Raw genomic sequence first — 17,947 nt, 5'->3', positions numbered from 1 at the left:
TCGCGCTCAATCGCGCGTCACGGGGGCGCTGAACATATAGCCGATGCCGCGCACCGTCGCGATCGGCGCATCGACGCCGGTGCTCGACAGTTTGCGCCGCAACCGGCTGACGAGCACGTCGATACTGCGGTCCGAACTGTCGCCGAGCCGCGTACGCGACAGCTCTATCAGCCGCTCGCGCGCGATCACGCGGCCGCTATGGTCGCACAGCGTGACGAGCAGGTCGAACTCGGCGCCTGTCAGATCGACCAACGCGCCGGTCGGCGACAGCAGTTCGCGGCGCGGCAGATTGACCGTCCAGCCGTCGAAGCGGAGCATGCCATTGTCGCGCGGCGTCGCCTGACGCTCGACCCCGCCGCGCCGCAGCACCGCACGGACGCGGGCAAGCAGTTCGCGCGTGCCGAACGGCTTGGCGATATAATCGTCGGCGCCGAGTTCCAGCCCGACGACGCGGTCGGTCTCAGAGCCCTTGGCCGAGACGAAGATGATCGGCACGTCGCTCTTCTGGCGGATCGCGCGGCACAGATCGATACCGCTGGTGCCCGGCAACATGATGTCGAGCAGCACCAGATCGACCGGCCCCTGGTCGATCGCCAGCCACATTTCGGGCGCGGTCGAGGCGGGCCGGACGGTATAGCCGTTTTCCTGGAGCGCACGCGTCGTCAGCGTGCGCAGATGCGGATCGTCCTCGACCAGGACGATGGTCGGCATGAGCGGGGCGGGTTCGGTCACAGGCATTGGTCCGATGGGGTAGGGGAGCGCAGGAGAGCGGTCAAACGCGGCGTGGCCCGCGATTGTGCCAGAAACACTTTGTCATCGCAGCGAACGCCGCGAGCAAGGTGGCGCGCGTATCTGGGGGGCATCATCCCTTCGAGGAGCTAACCCATGTTTCGTGCCATTTTCGCCACCGCCCTGATCGCCCCCGCCCTGATCGCGACCGCGACGCCCGCGCTTGCCAACCGCCTGGCGCACAGCCCGCAGCAGGTCAGCGACGCACTCAAGGAAGGCTGCACCGTCCAGCACGTCCACACGCCCTCCGGCAAGACCGTCCAGTCGCCGGCGCTGGTGCGCTGTGACAATCGCAGCGCGGTCGCGGCTGCCAAGACCGCGCCTGCGGCAAAGACGGTGCTCGCCGCCGCCAACTGAGGTAGGCGGTCCTGCGGCTGCGCAGGCCCGTCGTGCACATGCCACCAAGGCCTCGCGCAGACGAGCGCCACTGGCAGAGGATGCAAATTGCTCGGGCGCGCTTAGCGCCCGAGCCGTGTGATCGTTTCGTCGAGCCGCGCTACCGCAACGCCCATCTTGCGGACGAGCATCACGTTTTGCGCGACCGTTCCGCCCGGCTGCAGCTCGAGAAACTGCTCGGCCTGCAGCCCGCCCTTCATCGCGAACCGCAGGTGCAGCACAGTGCCGTCGACGCGACCGTCGACCGGGCCGACGGCATCGCTGAGCGTCCCCGCGTAGCGATCGGTGCCGACTGGATGCAGCACCCACTGGCGCTGCGTCGCGGGCTTGCCTTGCCGCCGTACGGTTTGATCGAGCACGATGCTGCCATCTTCGGTCACGCGGCCATTGCCCTCGACCAGCGTGGTGGCGGGCCGGTGCAGTGCGATCTTGAGCACGCCCCTGCCTTCGCTACGCCCTGCAAAGAACGCCACCGCATCGAAGCGCGGCGCCGGTGCGCGTGCAAGATGCGCCGTCGACACGCATCCGGCGAGGCCGAGGCTGGTGATGAGCGCACAAAGCGGCGCGATGCCACGCCTCCGGATTCGATCGAAACTGGTCATGCGCATCGCCCTTCAGCACCGCGCGGGACAGGAGATCCGCGTCGCTTCGCCCGCGACAACGGACGAAGCGCGAATTGGCTCTCTAAATTCTAGTTCAGTCGCGCAGCCGGGCGGCACACGAGCGACACCGCGCTGCCGTGGTCGGCGAACTGCAGCGTGAAGCCATGCAGATCGACGATCGCCTTCACCAGGCTGAGGCCCAGCCCGGCCCCCTCGCACTCATGCCGCCCGCGATAGAAACGCTGCGTGACGAGCGACCGCTCGGCCGGCGCGATGCCCGCGCCGTCGTCGGCGACGGTAATGACCGCGGCATCGCCCTCGGTGCGGAGTGTAACGCGCACCGCACCGCCGGGGGGGCCGAACTTCATCGCATTGTCGATCAGGTTGGACACCGCTTCGATCAGCAAGCTCGCATCGCCCTCGACCGCGGGCGCGGGTTCGATCTCGCACTGCAAGGCGATGCCGCGATCCTCGGCGGTCGGCGTGTGCAGTTCGCACGCGTCGCCGACCAGATGCGCGAGATCGATCGTTGCGAAGCGGCTCCGGCGCGCCTGGTCCTCGAGCTCGCGAACGCGCAGCAACGCGGCGACGATACCAAGCAACGTGTCGATCTCGGCAAGCGCCGCCTCGGCGACCTGTTCGAACGCAGTGCGATCCCCGGCGTCGCGCAGCCCGCGCTCGATCCGCGCGCGCAACCGGGTGAGGGGGGTGCGCAACTGATGCGCGATATCGTCGCCGATCACGCGCACATCGACGACCAGCACCTGCAGCCGATCGAGCATCGTATTGATATGCGCGCAGAGCAGTTCGAAACTGTCGGGCCGCGCGCCGACCGCAAGCCGTACGTCGAGATCACCCGCGACGATCGCCTCGGTCAGCTGCCGCACGCTGTCGACCTGGCGCGCCGCGCGACGCCCGGCGATCAACCCGACGCCAACCGCGAGCACCAGCCCGAGCCCTAGGCCGATCATCAACGATCGCTCGACGACGCGGAGCGCTTCCTCGGCTTCGTCGAGGTCGATTCCGGTGAGCAGCCGGTCGCCATCGGGCATGCGGCACACGGCGAGCCGGGCGACATCGCTGGTTTTGCCGGGCAGCTGGGTCGGCAGCACCGTCGCGATCGCCGAGGCACGGCCGACCACGACGCCCGGCGGGATCGCGGCGACATTGCCGTCGAGCAGCCGCCCGTTCTGATCGAACAGAGCGAGGAAGCGGTCGCGGTGGATGTCCTCGGCGATCATCCGGCGGACCGCCACATGGCGTTCGGCATCGTGCAGCGCGCCGACCGTCCGGCAATCCGCAGCGAAGGTCGCTTCGGCCGCATGGCGGTGGCTGTTCGACGCGAGCAGCCAGAATAGCCCCGCCAGCACCACCGATTGCACGACCAATAACGCGGCGAGCGCCCCGCCCCAGCGCCACGTCGCGCGGACGCGCGGGTCAGCCAGGAACATCGAAGATATACCCTTGTCCGCGAACGTTGCGGATGAGTTGCGGCTCTCCTTCGGCATCGACCTTTCGCCGCAGCCGGCCGATATGGACATCGACCACATTGCTGTTGGGCTCGAACGTATAGCCCCACACATCCTGCAGTAACATCGAGCGCGTCACGATCCGACCCGGGCGGCGCACCAGATAGTCGAGCAGTTTTAGCTCGCGCGGCAGCAGCTCGAGCGCGCGACCGGCGCGCGTGGCGACGCCTGCGAGCAGGTCGAAATCGAGCGGCCCGGCGATGAGCCGCGTGTCGCGCGTCTCGTTGGGGCGGCGCAGCAGCGCTTCGACGCGGGCGATCAGTTCGACCAGCGCGAAGGGCTTGGGCAGATAGTCGTCGCCGCCGGCGCGCAGCCCGCGCACGCGATCGTCGAGGCTGCCGAGCGCGCTCAGCACGAGCGCGGGCGTACGGCGGCCGCTCCGGCGCAGTTCGGCAATGAGGTCGAGTCCGTCGCCGTCAGGCAGCTGGCGATCGACGATCAGCAGGTCGATCGGATCCTCCTGTGCGGTCGCGAGGCCCTCGGACACGAGCAGCCGGTGCGTTACCGAATAGCCGTTCGCCACCAGCTCAAGCGTAATCTCGGTCGCGGTGCCGATATCGTCTTCGAGGAGGAGGATGCGCGTCACGCGCTCCTGTTCGGCGTGGCGGGCGGGGGGCGTCAACTGAATTGCGGTTCAGACTCGGCTGTTTGGCGCCAGGATCGCTGGCGGCGCGGCGTCCGCTGCGGTTTGTGGAACGTACCGACGCGCAAAGGGTCTTACGGGCACGCGCTTGGCGCGGTACGGCCGAAACGGGCGATCCGTACGGGATCGGCTATTGGAAAGGCGTTCGATGAGCTTGCTCGAAGCAACCGCGCAGGAACGCGCCGACAAGGCGCATGGCGAGTCGCATTATGTCACGCGGATCGGCTGGCTGCGCGCCGCGGTGCTCGGCGCCAATGACGGGCTGCTCTCGACGTCGAGCCTGATGGTCGGCGTTGCCGCCGCCGCTGCGGGATCGTCGCAGATCATCCTGACCGGCGTCGCGGGGATCGTCGCGGGGGCAATGTCGATGGCGGCGGGCGAATATGTCTCGGTCAGCTCCCAGGCCGATTCCGAGAAGGCCGATATCGAGCGCGAACGGCTCGAACTCGAAGCCAATCCCGAGCACGAAAAGCGCGAACTCGCGGCGATCTACATGAAGCGCGGCCTGCCCAAGGCGCTCGCGGTCGAGGTCGTTGCGGCGCTGAGCGAGCATGACGCGCTCGAGGCGCATACGCGCGACGAGCTCGGGATTACCGATACGTCGACCGCCAACCCGCTCCAGGCAGCCATCGCATCGGCCGCGTGCTTCTTCGCCGGTGGCTTGCCGCCGGTGCTGACCGCGCTGCTGGTGCCGGCCAGCGCGATCCTGTGGGCGATCGCGATCGTCGCGGTGCTGACGCTCGGGGTGCTAGGCGCGGCGGGTGCGCGGACCGGCGGTGCGCCGATTTTGCCGGGCGTCGTCCGGGTGATGGTGTGGGGATCGATCGCGATGGCGGTGACCGCCGGCGTCGGGCACGTGTTCCACACGACGGTCGGCTGAGGGCGCGGGATTCGGGCAGCTGGTCTGCCCGCTTCGCTCAGGCTCCGGCGACGTGTGCGGCTAGCAGTTCGGCGTGCGCCGCCTCGAACTTCGCGCGGAAGGCGGGATTGGCGAGCAACGCGCTCGCGACGAGCGTGCCGAGCGCGTGGCTGGCATCCAGGTCGCTTGCGAAGTGCACGCCGCACAGTTCGCGGCTCATCGCATAATCCGCGGCGCGATCGAAGATCTCGGATGACCGGCCCTTGAGCAAGCGGGCGAGCACGAAGCCGGTCGAATAGCCGAGGATCGCATGGCCGCTCGGATACGATGTCGCGGCCTTGCCGGTTGGCGTCTTGGCGCAATTGGGGAGCGTCGGGTCGACGCCGTAAGGGCGTGTGCGATGGAAATACGCCTTGCCCAGGCTGGCCGCGGCCGCGGCCTCTTCCTGGACGTCGCGCAGCAACGCCCAGGTCAGCGGGTATGTCGCGAGCGTAACGCCGAGCGTGCGGTCGAACAGCGCCGGCGTCTCCTGGCCATCGTCGGAGCGCGCGCGTGCGAGCCGTTCGGCGGGCGCCGCCGCGATCAGCGTGCGCAATTGTGCGAGTTCGCTCTGCTCCTGGACCGATCCGCGCGCGGGCGGGGCGGGGAGCACCGCGCCCGGCGCGAAATCAGGCGCCGCGAGATAGTGGAAGGCATGCGGGGCGGCGACGCCGGCCGACCCGATCATTCCCAGCGCCAGCGTCGTCAGCGCCGAACCCAGATATTTCCGCATCGTTCGGTCCCCGCTCGCAGCGATCAGAACTTGATCCGGGCCGAGGCCAGGAACGAGCGCGGCGGCAGATAGCTGAACTGGTCGAGTTGGCCGTACCCGCTCTGATAGCCCGCCGTGACCGGCGCTCCCGTCGTGCTAGTCGAAATCGCGGTCACCGCGCGGCTGTTGAACACGTTGTTGACCGTCACGCCGAGCCGCAGGCCGCCCTTGAATTCCTGGCTGATCGCGAATTCGCCAATGCTGTAGGGGCGGATGCGATACAGGCGGTAGCCGGGGCTGCCATTGTATTCGCTGGCATATTGGGGGCCGGTGAACTTCTGGTCGAACGACAGGCGCAAGCCTTCACGGCGATAGATGAAGCCGCCCGCCGCGGTCGAGAAGGGCGCCTTGGCGATCTGTTCGCCGCTCGTCACGCTGTGCGCGTAATTGTACGATCCGTTGCCGAACAGGGTGAGGCCGCGCACCGGCATATAGCTGAGCGAGCCCTCGACGCCCTTGTAGCGGACCTTGCCGATGTTGATCAGCAGCGTCTGGTCGCAGCCTGTCGTGGTGCACGAGCCGATCTTGTTGTCGATGTTGATGACGTATCCGTCGACGTCGACCGAGACCTTGTTGCCGTGCCACACCGTCCCGACCTGATAGTTGGTCGAGGTCTGCGGCTTCAGCGCATCGAGCGCGGTCGAGAGCGTGCCCGAGGCCGAGTAGAAGCTCGACAGATCGGGGACGTACATGCCCTGCGCATACTGGCCGTAGAACGACCAGTTGCTCGTCGGCATATAGTTGACCGTCGCGAACGGCAGCGTCTTGGTCCAGGTCTGGCTCGTGTCGAGCGGCAGGCGCGTCTTCTGGTTGACCGGTGCGGCGATGCCGCGCTCGAAATGGACGTATTTCACGCCCGGCGTGATCGACAGGCCTTCGACCGGGTGGAACTCGAACTCGCCGAACAGCTGATACTGGTTCCAGTTCGAATGCTGGACGTAGGACAGATTGGCCTGGGCGATCGACGGCAGCGCGTTCTGCGCGGCGGTGCCGTTGCCGTTGTTGAACTTCTCGTTGTAGCTGAAGCCGCCGGTGGTGCGGTCGAGGTCGATCAGGTGGCGGTCGGTGACGGCATGTTCGTACCAGCCGCCGACGCGGATCTTGCCGAGCGCGAAGTCGTAATTGACCTGGCCGATATAGCCGAAGACGCGATATTTGTTGAGCTTGTCATAGCCGAGGATGTCGGTCGCCGTACCTGCCACCGCCTTGTAGGGCGACGCCGCAGTTCCTGCGCCGCTGAAGCCGCTGACGACCGTGCCGGTGTTCCCCGACAGCGTATTGTTGGTGTAGCCGTACATGTAGCCGCGATTGTCGAGCGAGAAGCCCGAACCGAGGTCGCTCTGCAGGCGGACGTACGAGAAATCGGTGGTCTTGTCGGTGCGGTTGTACTTCCAGTAATCTTGCTGCGCGGGGTTGTTGCCGAGCGCGTAGTTGCGGCCGTAGACCCCGACGTTCGAGGTCACCGCGCAATCGTTGCCGGTCAGCTGCGTCAGCGGCTGGCCATCGGTGCCGAGCGCGGTCGTGCCGTTGGCCCCGACGCGCGCGCTGCCGCAGGTCGCGCCCTTGAGCACATCCGACTGATAATAATGGTTGCGGTTCCACGTGCTCATGATCGTCAGCGTGTTGTGGCTGCCGATCGGCGCGACGATCTTGCCGTAGAGGTTTTTGGAACCCACCGGCGAATAGGTCAGCGCGCCGTCGGACTGGAGATATTGCCCCGTCAGCACGATCCGCGCGCCGCCGAGCTTTTCGATGCTGCCCGACTGATATTCGGCGCGACCGATAAAGGTGTTCCAATTGCCGACGATGCCCTCGACCTGCGCGCTCTGCTGCTCGCTCGCGGCGCGCGAGTACATGTTGATGTTGCCACCATAGGTCGCCTGGCCGAGCTGGCTGGCATTGCCGGGGCCGCGATCGACGACGATCGTCTCGATCGTGTTCGACGGGAAGAACGACGTCGAATGGTGCGTCGGGTTGTTGGTGTCGGCAAACGGAATCGAATCGTAGGTGACGTTGTATTCGCCGTCCTGGAAACCACGGATCGTCGCCTTGGTCTCGCCGAGGCCATAGCCGTTGCCCGCGCCCGAGATCGACACGCTCGGCGTGAGCGCGATCAGTTCGTTGAAATCGGCTGCGGCGGTGGTGTTGGCGATATAGTCGCGGCTGACCGCGGCCTGCGGCTGCGTCGTGGTCAGCGAGACGGTGATCGGGGCGCTCTGCGCGGTCTTCGATCCGGTGACGATGATGTCGGCGGAGGTCAGCGACTGCTTGTCGTTCGCCTGCCCCGCGCTGTTCGCGCTGGTCGTCGTCTGCTCGGGGGTGCCGGGCGTCGCAGGTGCGGGGGCGGGTGCCGCTACGGGTGCCGCGACGTCGTTCGCCACCGCGGTGGCGGGCAGGGTGACGGACAGGGCAACCCCGGCGAGCAGGGTCTGTCGGAAAGTCGCGCGCATCGGAAAAGTCCCCAATAAGATCGGCCAGACGCTACAGGCGCTTATGACGCTTCTGCCGGGGCGCCGCGGAGCGGACCGCCCGGCTGCCTCCCCGCTGGCTAAGCCCGCCTCTAGGGCGATGTCGTTACGGCTGTGTGGCGGTTCGATGGCCCGGCCAAGTCGCTATTCTAAATTCGAGTTAATGCGGGCGGCTCAAGCGGCGGAGAGCGTCGCGACGCAGCCGGGGGCGCCGTCGCCGATCCGCAGCTCGAGCCGATGGACCTGCGCGATCGCCGAGACGAGCGCGAGGCCGAGCCCATTGCCCGGCTGGCTGCGGCTCGCCTCGACGCGGTGGAAGCGCGCGCAGACTTTTTCGCGCTCACCTGCCGGGATGCCGGGGCCGTTGTCGCTTACCGTCAGCACCGGTCCCGCTGCGAGCCCGATGACGATCTCCCCGCCCGTGGGCGTATATTTGATCGCATTGTCGACGAGATTGCCGACCGCCTCGAACAGCAGATCGGCATCGCCTTCGAACGCCACCGCGGCTGGCATCTCGCGCCGGATGCTGACGCCGCGCTCGATCGCGGCGACCTCGTGGAAATCGGTCGCGTCGGTCACCACCTGGGCGAGATCGAGCATGCGGAAGCCTTCGCGCCGCGCGCCCTCGTTCATTTCCGAGATGCGCAGCAGCGCGTTGAACATTGCGATCATCCCGGTGACTTCTTCTACGGCGTCACCGATCGCTGCCGCCATAACCGCGGGGCTGCAGGTGCTGCTATCGGCCTGGCGCAACCGCGCGAGCAGGCGCGTGAGCGGGGTGCGCATGTCGTGCGCGATATTGTCGCCCGCCGCCTTCACCTCGAGCATCAGCCGCTGCACCTCATCGAGCATGCGGTTGACCTCGCACGCGAGATCGTCGAGCTCGTCACGGCGCTGCGACGGCGGCAGCCGCGCGTCGAGCCGCCCCGCCATGATCTCGTGCAGACTGTGCGTCAGCGTGCGGATCCGCGTTTCCTGCGACACGGCGAGCAGCACCGAACCCGACAGGCCGAGCACGAGCAGCGCGAGCCCGCCCCACACGATCGCCGAGACCATGTCGCCCGCAAAGGCCTGCGATTCCTGCAGGTCCTGCGCGACGAGGAAGCGATCGCCACTGCCGAGCCGGACCGTCATCGCGCGCAAATCGACGGCGCCACGCGGGGTCACGCTGGTCAGGTCGAACTGCAGCCCATCGGGATGCCCGCCGGGCAGGGCGCGCGGTGCGCCAGCAAGCAAGCGTCCGCTCGGATCGAACAGCCCGAAGGGGCGCAGATGATGGACGTCCGAGCGGTTGTGCCGCGCGACGCGCTCGACCGCCGCGGCGCGATCGGTCTCCCGTGTCATCCGCACGATCTCGCGCGCGAGCCATTCGTCGGTCTGCGCGTTGAAATGCGCGACGGCGCGATCATGGACGAAGCCGAGCAAGCCCGTCGCCGCCGCGCCGAACAGCAGCAGGAAGAGGATCGCGACACGGGCGCTCGAACTGCGCCGCCAGCGCTTAATGGCTGCGAAAGACATAGCCGGTCCCCCTGACGGTCTCGATCAGCGGTGGCATGTCGGCGCGTTCGATCTTGCGCCGCAGCCGCGTGACATGGACGTCGATGACATTGGTGCGCTGGTCGTAGCGATAGCCCCACACATCCTCGAAGATCATCGCACGCGTGACCGGCCGGTCGTGATGCCGCACGAGATATTCGAGCAGTTGCAGCTCGCGCGCCTGCAGATCGATGCGCGCGCCGTCGATCCACGCCTCGCGCCCGATCAGGTCGATCCGCACCCGGCCATGCTCGAGGCTGATCGACGAGGTCTCGGCGACACGCCGGCGGATCAGCGCCATCACGCGCGCGGCGAGTTCGAGCGGCTCGAACGGCTTGGCGAGATAATCGTCGCCGCCCGCACGCAGGCCGCGGACGCGCTCCTCGAGCGCCGAGAGCGCGCTGAGGATGAGTACCGGGGTGCGAATGCCGGCCTTGCGCAGCATGTCGAGCACGCCGACACCGTCGATCCCGCCGGGCAGCATCCGGTCGAGCACGATCGCGTCGAAATCCTTGTCCTTCGCCTGGAGGAACGCCTCGGCGCCATCCTGCACGGTCGTCACGCGCAGCCCTTCCTCGGCCAGGATCGCGCAGATCGCGTCCGCCGATTTGGGATCGTCCTCGACAACCAGGACCGTCGCCACCAATGTCACCTTGGACTGAGGGAAAGGAACGCCTTCCGCCGCAATTGTGAAACCTGCATGACAGTCGCCTGGACGGACGGGATCAGGCCCCGCCAACCCACCCCGCCAACCCACCCCGCCGCAGCAACGCGATGGATCGCTTTGCGGTGTCGGGCGTCTTGAGCAGACCTTACCGACCCCGGCGTGCGGTCCTGCCGATTGATCTCGCCGACCCCCATAGAGGAATTGCGCATGGCCTCCGAAGCCCCCGTCTGGTTCATCACCGGCTGCTCGACCGGCTTCGGTCGCGAACTCGCCCAGCAAGTGCTTGCGCGCGGCTGGCGCCTCGTCGCGACAGCGCGCGATGCCGAGCGGGTGCGCGATCTGGCGGAGGGCGCCGAGGACCGTGTGCTCGCGCTGGCGCTCGACATGGCCGATGCCGGGCAGATCGCGGCGGCGGTCACGGCGGCGACCGAGCGCTTCGGTGCGATCGACGTGCTCGTCAACAATGCCGGCTATGGCTATCAGGCGTCGATCGAGGAAGGCGAGGATGCCGAGATCCGCGCGCAGTTCGAGGCCAATGTGTTCGGCCTGTTTGCGCTGACGCGCGCCGTGCTGCCGGGGATGCGCGCGCGCAAATCGGGCCATGTTATCAATCTGAGCTCGGTCGCCGGGTTTGTCGGCTTTCCGGGCTCGGGCTATTATGCCGCGAGCAAGCATGCGGTCGAGGGGTTCTCCGACGCGCTCCGCGCCGAGGGCGCGCCGGTCGGCATCAAGGTGACGTGCGTCGAGCCGGGGCCGTTCCGCACCGACTGGGCCGGTCGTTCGCTCAAACAGACTCCGGTCGCGATCGCGGCCTATGCCGAAACCGCGGGCAAGCGGCTGGCGAGCACGTCGGAGATCAGCGGCAGCCAGGCGGGCGACCCCGCACGCGCGGCGGCGGCGATGATCGCGCTGACCGAACAGGCCGATCCGCCGCGCCATCTCGTGCTCGGCCAATGGGGCTATGACGCGGTGACCAAGACGCTGCGCGATGCGCTCGCCGAGATCGAGGCGGGAGAGGCGACCAGCATCGGGACCGATTTTCCGAGCTGATCTTCGCCGAGGACGGTGCTGCGAAGAAACCGCTTGCGGTTGACGCAGCGTCAAGCGGCATAGTCCTGCCATGCCCGATTTCCCGCCTACGCTCGACATCAGCGACGTCGCCCGCCGCACCGGCCTGACGACACGCGCGCTGCGTTTCTACGAGGCGCGCGGGTTGGTGCGGCCGCTGCGCTCGGCGTCGGGGCGGCGGTTCTATGGTCCTGTGGAGCTTGAGCGCGTTCACCAGATCGTGACGCTCAAGCGCGCCGGGCTGACGCTCGCGCAGATCGAGCGTTTCACCCGCGACGGGCCGGTGTCGCTCGCGCGGATCGTCGCGGCGCAACTCGCTGCGCTCTCGGCGCAAGCCGACGACATTGCCGCGGCGCGTGCGCTGCTGCTCACCGTCCAGTCCCGCATCGAGCGTAGCGAGCCCATCGATGTCGCGACCTTCTGCTCGCTGATCCAGCACGGAGACCGCGTGATGACACACGACAAATGGGATTTGGTGACCGACCGCTTCTTCACGCCCGAGGAGAAAGCCGCGTTTGCCGAGACGGCGCGCGCGATGCCGCCGGAATACGATCCGACGGCCTATGCCGCGCAATGGGCCGATCTCGGTGGTCGGATCAAGGCGGCGCTGCCGCTCGCACCCGCGAGCGATGCGGCGCAGGGCTTCCTCGACGAGTGGCAGGCGTTGCTCGCGCCGTTCGAAGCGGTCGCGACGCCAGCGATGAAGGCGGGGGTGAACGCGATGTACCAGCGGATGGACGAATGGCAGCACGAGGCCGATCCGGGTTTCGATGCGGTCGTGTTCGGGTTCATTCAGGAGGCGATGGTGGCACGCAAGGCGCAAGCCGCGCTCTGACTTATCACCGCCCCTAGCCGTCACCCCGGCCTCGTGCCGGGGTCCACCGTGCCGCGCGTCCTGCACGTGCAGGATCCGCGTCCCGGTGGACCCCGGGACAAGCCCGGGGTGACGAGTGGGGGGCAGCGCGATGAGCGAACCGCTCAGCGCCCCGCGAGCTTGGTGCTGAACGCCGCCAGCGTACACAATCCCACCACGCCACGCGCGGTGCAGCCCGCAATCGGCAGCACCGCGCGATACTGCGCACGCGCAGTGCCGGCGCGCAGTTCGGCGAGCGACTGCGCGCGGTAGACCGCGCGGACGTAATGCTGCCCGCTCGCGTCGCTCAGCCGCTCGAGCACGATCGCCCCGCCCGGCACGGGATCGTCGGCGGCGATGCCGGGTACGCGCCAGTGCAGGTCGAGCAGCCCGGCGAGGTTGGCGACCTGCGTGTCGTGCCCCGCGATCATTGCGATCGTCGGCGCTGCGGTCCCGTCGTCCGACAGCCAGGCGAGGATCCGGGGGCTCAGGCCTGCCATATTGCGCGCCGCGATATAGGGCGGGCGGGCAAGCAGGCGGAATTCGAGCGCATGGAACGCCCCGAACGCGGTCACGTCCTCGGCGGTGGCGCGGCCCCAGCCGACGTCCGGCGCGGACTTGCCCTCGGCATATTCGAGCAGCAGGATCTGCGCCGCAGTCGAGGCGCGATCGAGCGCGCCGCCGAGCTTGGGGCGCGTCGTGGCGGTGGCGGGGGTGAGCGTCGAGGGCTCGCGCGCGACGCCGCACTGCGTCGTTGCCGGCCCGCACAGGATGCGATCGAGCCGCGCGAGCAGCGGCGTCACGCTGCGCTCGACTGCAGCGATCCCGCCCGGCCCGACCGCGGCATCGACCGCGGCCGCCGCGCGCGCGGGGTCGAGCGGCGCGTGGCCGTCGGCGATCTGGTTGAACAAGGGATCCGCCTCGTCCTGCGGGCGATGCTCGATCGCGATCGCGCAGCCGGGCGCGAGCCCGCTGGCGTAGCTCCGCGCGGTTGCGATCGTGCGCTGGTCGCTGTCGGCGAGCAGGGCAACGCGCTTCGGGCACGTCGTCGCCGTCATTAGCCCGTCCGCGACGAAGCTTGCCCTGTCGGCATCCGCGACCGCCACCACCGCGGCGGCGCCATGCGGCGTCAGCCAGCCGGGCGCGACCGGCCAGCTTGGCCACGCGTCGGCGGCGACGCCTTGCGGCATCGGCTGCGCCTTGGTCGGCGGGCGGATGCCGTGGCGCATCAGCAGCACGACGCGATCGACCTTGAGGCCGGTCGGGGCGTTCGGCGCGGGCGCAGCGCCACCGAGCGCCGTCATGGCAAGCGCGAGCGCGGCAAGGCGCAGCGGGGTCTTCATGGGTCGGTCTCCTTGGCCCCGCCTTGCCCGCTTAGTGTGACAGCCGTGCGGCGTCAGGCGGCGCGTTGCTCGCGCGCGATCCAGGCGTCGATCTGCGTGTCGAGCAGGTCGAGCGGCACCGCGCCATGTTCGAGCACCGCGTCATGGAAGCGCCGCACGTCGAACTTCGCGCCGAGCTTGGTCTCGGCGCGCTGGCGCAGCGCGAGGATCTTCAATTCGCCGAGCTTGTAGGCGAGCGCCTGGCCCGGATTGGTGATGTAGCGATTGACCTCGGCCTCGATATTGGCGTCGGTCAGCGCGGTATTGGCCTTCATGAAGGCGATCGACTGGTCCTTGGTCCACCCCTGCGCGTGCAGCCCGGTATCGACCACCAGCCGGCACGCGCGCCACATTTCGTACGACAGCCGCCCCATGTCCTTTTCGGGCGTGTCGTAAATGCCGAGCTCGATCCCGAGATGCTCCGAATAGAGCCCCCAGCCTTCGACGAAGGCGGTGAAATTGGTGTCGTACTTGCGGAAATCGGGCAGCGACATTTCCTGCTGCAGCGCGATCTGGTTGTGATGGCCCGGCACCGCCTCATGGCTCACCAGCGCCGGAAGCTCGTAGAGCGGGCGCTGGTCGAGCTTCGCGGTGTCGACGTAGAACGTCCCCGAAATGCCGACCTTGGGCGACCCCGGCATGTAATAGGCGGCCGGGCTGCTCGGCGCGGTTTCGGCCGGGATCGGGCGCACGCCATAGGGGAGGCGCGGCAGCGTTCCGAACAGCTTGGGCATATTGCCGTCATTCGCCTTGGCCTGCAGCGCGGCGGCGCTCATCAGTTCGGTCTCGCTCGTGGCGTAATATTTCGGGTTGGTGCGGAGTTCCTGGATGAACGCCTCGCGGCTGGCAAAGCCGGCTTTCCTGGCGAGCGCTTCCATCGCGGTCTTGATCCGCTTGACCTCCGACAGGCCGATATCGTGGATCTGCGCCGGTGTCAGATCGGTCGTGGTCTGCTGGCGAACCTGGAAGGCGTAGTATTTCGCGCCCTCGGGCAGCGCTGCGGCGCCGACGCTGACGCGGCATTTGGGGAGATAGGCGGTGCGGTAATAGTCGGCGATCTTGCGATATTCGGGGTTGATCGTGTCGGTGATCAGCACGCGCGCGCGGCTCTGCCAGTCGGCCCATTCGGTGTCGCTCATCCCCGCCGGGCGGTTGCCTTTAAACGGCGCGTAGAAGCGCGAATCCTCGGGCTTGGCGGTGATGACGCCGGTGATCGTCGTCTCGAACCCGACGAGCGCGACGCACGGCTGGACATAGCCGCCCGCGACCGCTTGCCGGGTGATCTCCAATTGCTGCGCATTGGCGCCCGGAAACTGCGCGAGGCGGATGAGGTAGCTCTTGAAGTCGGCACGCGTGCGCACCGGCACCGTGTCGGCGAGGCCGGCAAAGCTCTGGTACCAGCTGCCGAGCGTGGTGAAGGTGATCATCCGCTCGCCAAAACCGTTGGCTTCGATCTGTTCGGACAGGATGCGGCGCAGGATCGCCTTGTTGGTGCGGTCTTCGTCGGTCAGCCTGGCCGCCGGGAGCGCATCGAGCCGCTTGATGAACAGCGCCGCCTGCGCCGCCTGGCGGTCCTGCTCGGCCAGGCTGAAATCGCCAAGCCGGTCGTCATAGGCGTGCACGCTGAGCGACGTCGCGTAGACCGGGTTCGATTTGAGGAACCACGCCCAATGATCGGCGATGACGCGGTGGAGGTCGTCGGCAGGGGCGGCGACCGCGGGCGCGGCAACGGTGGCAAGCAAGGCTGCGAGAACGAGACGACGCATGGAATTCCCCTATCTTTGCAGAAAGCCTAGGCGAAGTTTCCGCGCCGGATAAGAGGCGGCTTTTACGCGGCCGACACGCCCACGAAAAAGGGGCCCGGATCGCTCCGAGCCCCTCTCTCACCAAAGCGTTTCCGCGTCGGTCTTAGTCGCGGTCGCCCGTCAGGAACGCAGGGGCGAACTCGGGCGCAGGGCCGTCCTCGTTGCCGCCAGCGGCGCGCTCTGGGCGTGCACCGCCGCCATCACGGCGGGGACCACGGCCACCGTCGCCGTCACGACGCGGGCCACGGCCTTCGCCGCCGCCACCACCGCCGCGCGGACCACGATCACCGCCGCCGGGACCACGGCCACCGTCGCCATCACGACGCGGCGGACGCGGACCACGGTCGCCGCCTTCGCGCGGCTCACGGGCAGGGCGCGTGTCTTCGAGCTCGGCACCGGTCTCCTGGTCGACGACGCGCATCGACAGGCGAACCTTGCCGCGCGGGTCGATCTCGAGGACCTTGACCTTCACTTCTTGACCCTCGGAAAGAACATCCGAGACCTTCTCGACGCGCTCGTTCTTGATTTCGGACACGTGGACGAGACCGTCCTTGCCACCCATGAAGTTCACGAACGCCCCGAAGTCCACCAGGTTGACGACCTTGCCGTCATAGACCTTACCGACTTCGGCTTCCTCGACGATGCCCTTGATCCACTTGATCGCGGCTTCGATCTGCGACGTGTCGGACGACGACACCTTGATCACGCCCTCGTCGTCGATGTCGACCTTGGCGCCGGTCGTCGCGACGATCTCGCGAATGACCTTGCCGCCTGTGCCGATGACGTCACGGATCTTGGTCTTGTCGATCGTGAAGGTCTCGATGCGCGGTGCGTGCGCCGAGAGTTCCTCACGCGTGTGGTCGAGCGCCTTGGCCATCTCGCCGAGGATGTGCGCACGGCCTTCCTTGGCCTGCGCCAGGGCAACGCGCATGATCTCGTCGGTGATGCCTGCGATCTTGATGTCCATCTGCATCGTGGTGATGCCGGCCTCGGTGCCTGCGACCTTGAAGTCCATGTCGCCGAGGTGATCCTCGTCGCCGAGGATGTCCGAGAGAACCGCAAAGTCCTTGCCCTCGAGGATCAGGCCCATCGCGATACCCGAGACCGGGCGCTTCAACGGAACGCCTGCGTCCATCATCGACAGCGAACCGCCGCAGACCGTCGCCATCGACGACGAGCCGTTGCTCTCGGTGATGTCCGAGAGAACGCGGATCGTGTACGGGAACTCGTCCTTCGACGGAAGCACCGGGTGCAGCGCGCGCCAGGCGAGCTTGCCGTGGCCGACTTCACGACGGCCCGGCGCACCGAAGCGGCCGACTTCACCGACCGAGTAAGGCGGGAAGTTGTAGTGCAGCATGAAGTTTTCGTACGACAGGCCGGTCAGGCCGTCGATCATCTGCTCGGCGTCCTTGGTGCCGAGCGTGGTCGTGCAGATCGCCTGCGTTTCACCGCGGGTGAACAGCGCCGAACCGTGCGCGCGCGGCAGGAAGTGCACTATCGCCTCGATCGGACGGATCTGCGTGGTGGTGCGGCCGTCGATGCGCTGGCCGTCCTTGAGGATCGCGCCGCGAACGATTTCGGCTTCCAGCTTCTTCATCAGCTTGCCGGCAGCCATCTGGTCCTGCGGGGCGGCATCGGCGAACGCTGCCTTGCCCTTCGCGCGGGCTTCGTTGAGCAGGTTCGACCGCTTGGACTTGTCGGTCACCTTATAGGCAGCCGCAATGTCCTTGCCGATCAGCTTCTTGAGCTTGTCCTTGGCAGCCGAGAGATCAGCCTGTGCGGCCATTTCCCACGGATCCTTGGCAGCCTGCTCGGCCAGATCGATGATCAAATTGGCGGCTTCGCGGCACGCCTTGTGCGCGAACTGCACCGCGCCGAGCATGACTTCTTCCGAAAGCTCCTTGGCTTCGGATTCGACCATCATCACGGCATCGCCGGTCGCGGCGACGACGAGGTCGAGCTCGCCCGCCTTGATCTGCTCGACGGTCGGGTTGAGGATATACTCGCCGTCGATGTAGCCGACGCGGGCTGCGCCGATCGGGCCCATGAACGGCACGCCCGAGATGGTGAGCGCAGCCGATGCAGCGACCATCGCCAGCATGTCGGGCTCGTTCTCGCCGTCATACGACAGGACCTGGCAGATCACGTTGATCTCGTTGTAGAACCCTTCGGGGAACAACGGGCGGATCGGGCGGTCGATCAGGCGGCTGGTCAGCGTTTCCTTTTCGGTCGCGCCACGCTCACGCTTGAAAAAACCACCGGGGATGCGGCCGGCTGCGCTGTACTTTTCCTGATAGTGGACGGTCAGCGGGAAGAAGTCCTGGCCTTCCTTCACCGACTTGGCGGCGGTCACGGCGCAGAGCACCACGGTCTCGCCGAGCGTCGCCATCACGGCGCCGTCAGCCTGGCGCGCGACGCGGCCGGTTTCCAGCGTCAGCGTCTTGCCACCCCATTGGGTGGTTACGGTCTTGGTATCGAACATATCGTTTCCTTCAACACCACTGGCCGGATGCCAGTGGGGCCTATGTGCGGACTAGCC

15 protein-coding genes are annotated in these 17,947 nt (G+C 67.5%); 4 read left to right on the top strand and 11 right to left on the bottom strand.

What is annotated here, in order from left to right; translation table 11 throughout:
* Nucleotides 1–6: 6 nt before the first annotated feature.
* Nucleotides 7–711: a response regulator transcription factor gene (locus ACVWYO_RS04720; RefSeq protein WP_037493030.1), complete on the bottom strand. Its 705-nt coding sequence runs from the start codon at nt 709–711 to the stop codon at nt 7–9.
* Between the two features lie 174 nt (nt 712–885).
* Between ACVWYO_RS04720 and ACVWYO_RS04715 the strand changes: the two genes are divergently transcribed.
* A complete protein-coding gene (locus ACVWYO_RS04715) occupies nt 886–1,146 on the top strand; it encodes a hypothetical protein (RefSeq protein WP_457349006.1) in 261 nt (86 codons plus the stop codon).
* 101 nt (nt 1,147–1,247) lie between these two features.
* Here ACVWYO_RS04715 and ACVWYO_RS04710 read toward each other — a convergent pair whose 3' ends face one another.
* The 3 genes from ACVWYO_RS04710 to ACVWYO_RS04700 all read right to left on the bottom strand — a co-directional run bounded on the left by ACVWYO_RS04710 (nt 1,248) and on the right by ACVWYO_RS04700 (nt 3,902).
* Nucleotides 1,248–1,787 (bottom strand): DUF3833 family protein, encoded by a 540-nt coding sequence (locus tag ACVWYO_RS04710; protein WP_457349005.1) that lies wholly within the window; start codon nt 1,785–1,787, stop codon nt 1,248–1,250.
* Between the two features lie 89 nt (nt 1,788–1,876).
* Complete coding sequence (locus tag ACVWYO_RS04705; RefSeq protein ID WP_457349004.1) at nt 1,877–3,238, bottom strand: sensor histidine kinase; 1,362 nt, start codon at nt 3,236–3,238, stop codon at nt 1,877–1,879.
* Complete coding sequence (locus tag ACVWYO_RS04700) at nt 3,225–3,902, bottom strand: response regulator transcription factor (RefSeq protein ID WP_457349003.1); 678 nt, start codon at nt 3,900–3,902, stop codon at nt 3,225–3,227. The genes ACVWYO_RS04705 and ACVWYO_RS04700 overlap by 14 nt, the downstream gene beginning before the upstream one ends.
* A gap of 205 nt (nt 3,903–4,107) precedes the next feature.
* Here ACVWYO_RS04700 and ACVWYO_RS04695 point away from each other — a divergent pair, with 205 nt between their 5' ends.
* Nucleotides 4,108–4,839 (top strand): VIT1/CCC1 transporter family protein, encoded by a 732-nt coding sequence (locus tag ACVWYO_RS04695; protein ID WP_457349002.1) that lies wholly within the window; start codon nt 4,108–4,110, stop codon nt 4,837–4,839.
* A 37-nt stretch (nt 4,840–4,876) separates the two neighbouring features.
* On the opposite strand, the gene ACVWYO_RS04690 is transcribed toward ACVWYO_RS04695, so the two are convergent.
* The 4 genes from ACVWYO_RS04690 to ACVWYO_RS04675 form a co-directional block, all read right to left on the bottom strand.
* Nucleotides 4,877–5,590 (bottom strand): phosphatase PAP2 family protein, encoded by a 714-nt coding sequence (locus tag ACVWYO_RS04690; protein WP_457349001.1) that lies wholly within the window; start codon nt 5,588–5,590, stop codon nt 4,877–4,879.
* 23 nt (nt 5,591–5,613) lie between these two features.
* Nucleotides 5,614–8,079 (bottom strand): TonB-dependent receptor, encoded by a 2,466-nt coding sequence (locus tag ACVWYO_RS04685; protein WP_457349000.1) that lies wholly within the window; start codon nt 8,077–8,079, stop codon nt 5,614–5,616.
* 192 nt (nt 8,080–8,271) lie between these two features.
* Nucleotides 8,272–9,615, bottom strand: coding sequence for a sensor histidine kinase (locus ACVWYO_RS04680; RefSeq protein WP_457348999.1), 1,344 nt, complete (start codon nt 9,613–9,615; stop codon nt 8,272–8,274).
* The gene (locus ACVWYO_RS04675; protein ID WP_457348998.1) at nt 9,596–10,276 is read right to left on the bottom strand and encodes a response regulator transcription factor; all 681 of its coding nucleotides are present in this window, start codon (nt 10,274–10,276) and stop codon (nt 9,596–9,598) included. The genes ACVWYO_RS04680 and ACVWYO_RS04675 overlap by 20 nt, the downstream gene beginning before the upstream one ends.
* A gap of 231 nt (nt 10,277–10,507) precedes the next feature.
* Between ACVWYO_RS04675 and ACVWYO_RS04670 the strand changes: the two genes are divergently transcribed.
* A complete protein-coding gene (locus ACVWYO_RS04670) occupies nt 10,508–11,350 on the top strand; it encodes an oxidoreductase (RefSeq protein WP_457348997.1) in 843 nt (280 codons plus the stop codon).
* Between the two features lie 70 nt (nt 11,351–11,420).
* Nucleotides 11,421–12,203 (top strand): MerR family transcriptional regulator, encoded by a 783-nt coding sequence (locus tag ACVWYO_RS04665; RefSeq protein WP_457348996.1) that lies wholly within the window; start codon nt 11,421–11,423, stop codon nt 12,201–12,203.
* Between the two features lie 143 nt (nt 12,204–12,346).
* Here ACVWYO_RS04665 and ACVWYO_RS04660 read toward each other — a convergent pair whose 3' ends face one another.
* The 3 genes from ACVWYO_RS04660 to pnp form a co-directional block, all read right to left on the bottom strand.
* Nucleotides 12,347–13,564 (bottom strand): histidine-type phosphatase, encoded by a 1,218-nt coding sequence (locus tag ACVWYO_RS04660; RefSeq protein ID WP_457348995.1) that lies wholly within the window; start codon nt 13,562–13,564, stop codon nt 12,347–12,349.
* A gap of 53 nt (nt 13,565–13,617) precedes the next feature.
* On the bottom strand, nt 13,618–15,369 hold the full coding sequence (locus ACVWYO_RS04655) for a DUF885 domain-containing protein (RefSeq protein WP_457348994.1): 1,752 nt from the start codon (nt 15,367–15,369) through the stop codon (nt 13,618–13,620).
* 142 nt (nt 15,370–15,511) lie between these two features.
* Nucleotides 15,512–17,890 (bottom strand): polyribonucleotide nucleotidyltransferase, encoded by a 2,379-nt coding sequence (pnp, locus tag ACVWYO_RS04650; RefSeq protein ID WP_457348993.1) that lies wholly within the window; start codon nt 17,888–17,890, stop codon nt 15,512–15,514.
* Nucleotides 17,891–17,947: the final 57 nt, after the last annotated feature.

The organism is Sphingomonas sp. UYP23 (assembly GCF_054059235.1).
Note: the sequence above shows the minus strand (reverse complement) of the source record. Positions and strands in the feature narration are given on the sequence as shown.

What these genes read in the sequence shown, in the direction of transcription:
- ACVWYO_RS04680 (WP_457348999.1), bottom strand. Translation starts at nt 9,615, where the DNA reads ATGTCTTTCGCAGCCATTAAGCGCTGGCGGCGCAGTTCGAGCGCCCGT.
- ACVWYO_RS04665 (WP_457348996.1), top strand. Translation starts at nt 11,421, where the DNA reads ATGCCCGATTTCCCGCCTACGCTCGACATCAGCGACGTCGCCCGCCGC.
- ACVWYO_RS04685 (WP_457349000.1), bottom strand. Translation starts at nt 8,079, where the DNA reads ATGCGCGCGACTTTCCGACAGACCCTGCTCGCCGGGGTTGCCCTGTCC.
- ACVWYO_RS04695 (WP_457349002.1), top strand. Translation starts at nt 4,108, where the DNA reads ATGAGCTTGCTCGAAGCAACCGCGCAGGAACGCGCCGACAAGGCGCAT.
- ACVWYO_RS04705 (WP_457349004.1), bottom strand. Translation starts at nt 3,238, where the DNA reads ATGTTCCTGGCTGACCCGCGCGTCCGCGCGACGTGGCGCTGGGGCGGG.
- ACVWYO_RS04670 (WP_457348997.1), top strand. Translation starts at nt 10,508, where the DNA reads ATGGCCTCCGAAGCCCCCGTCTGGTTCATCACCGGCTGCTCGACCGGC.
- ACVWYO_RS04720 (WP_037493030.1), bottom strand. Translation starts at nt 711, where the DNA reads ATGCCGACCATCGTCCTGGTCGAGGACGATCCGCATCTGCGCACGCTG.
- ACVWYO_RS04690 (WP_457349001.1), bottom strand. Translation starts at nt 5,590, where the DNA reads ATGCGGAAATATCTGGGTTCGGCGCTGACGACGCTGGCGCTGGGAATG.
- ACVWYO_RS04710 (WP_457349005.1), bottom strand. Translation starts at nt 1,787, where the DNA reads ATGACCAGTTTCGATCGAATCCGGAGGCGTGGCATCGCGCCGCTTTGT.
- pnp (WP_457348993.1), bottom strand. Translation starts at nt 17,890, where the DNA reads ATGTTCGATACCAAGACCGTAACCACCCAATGGGGTGGCAAGACGCTG.
- ACVWYO_RS04655 (WP_457348994.1), bottom strand. Translation starts at nt 15,369, where the DNA reads ATGCGTCGTCTCGTTCTCGCAGCCTTGCTTGCCACCGTTGCCGCGCCC.
- ACVWYO_RS04715 (WP_457349006.1), top strand. Translation starts at nt 886, where the DNA reads ATGTTTCGTGCCATTTTCGCCACCGCCCTGATCGCCCCCGCCCTGATC.
- ACVWYO_RS04660 (WP_457348995.1), bottom strand. Translation starts at nt 13,564, where the DNA reads ATGAAGACCCCGCTGCGCCTTGCCGCGCTCGCGCTTGCCATGACGGCG.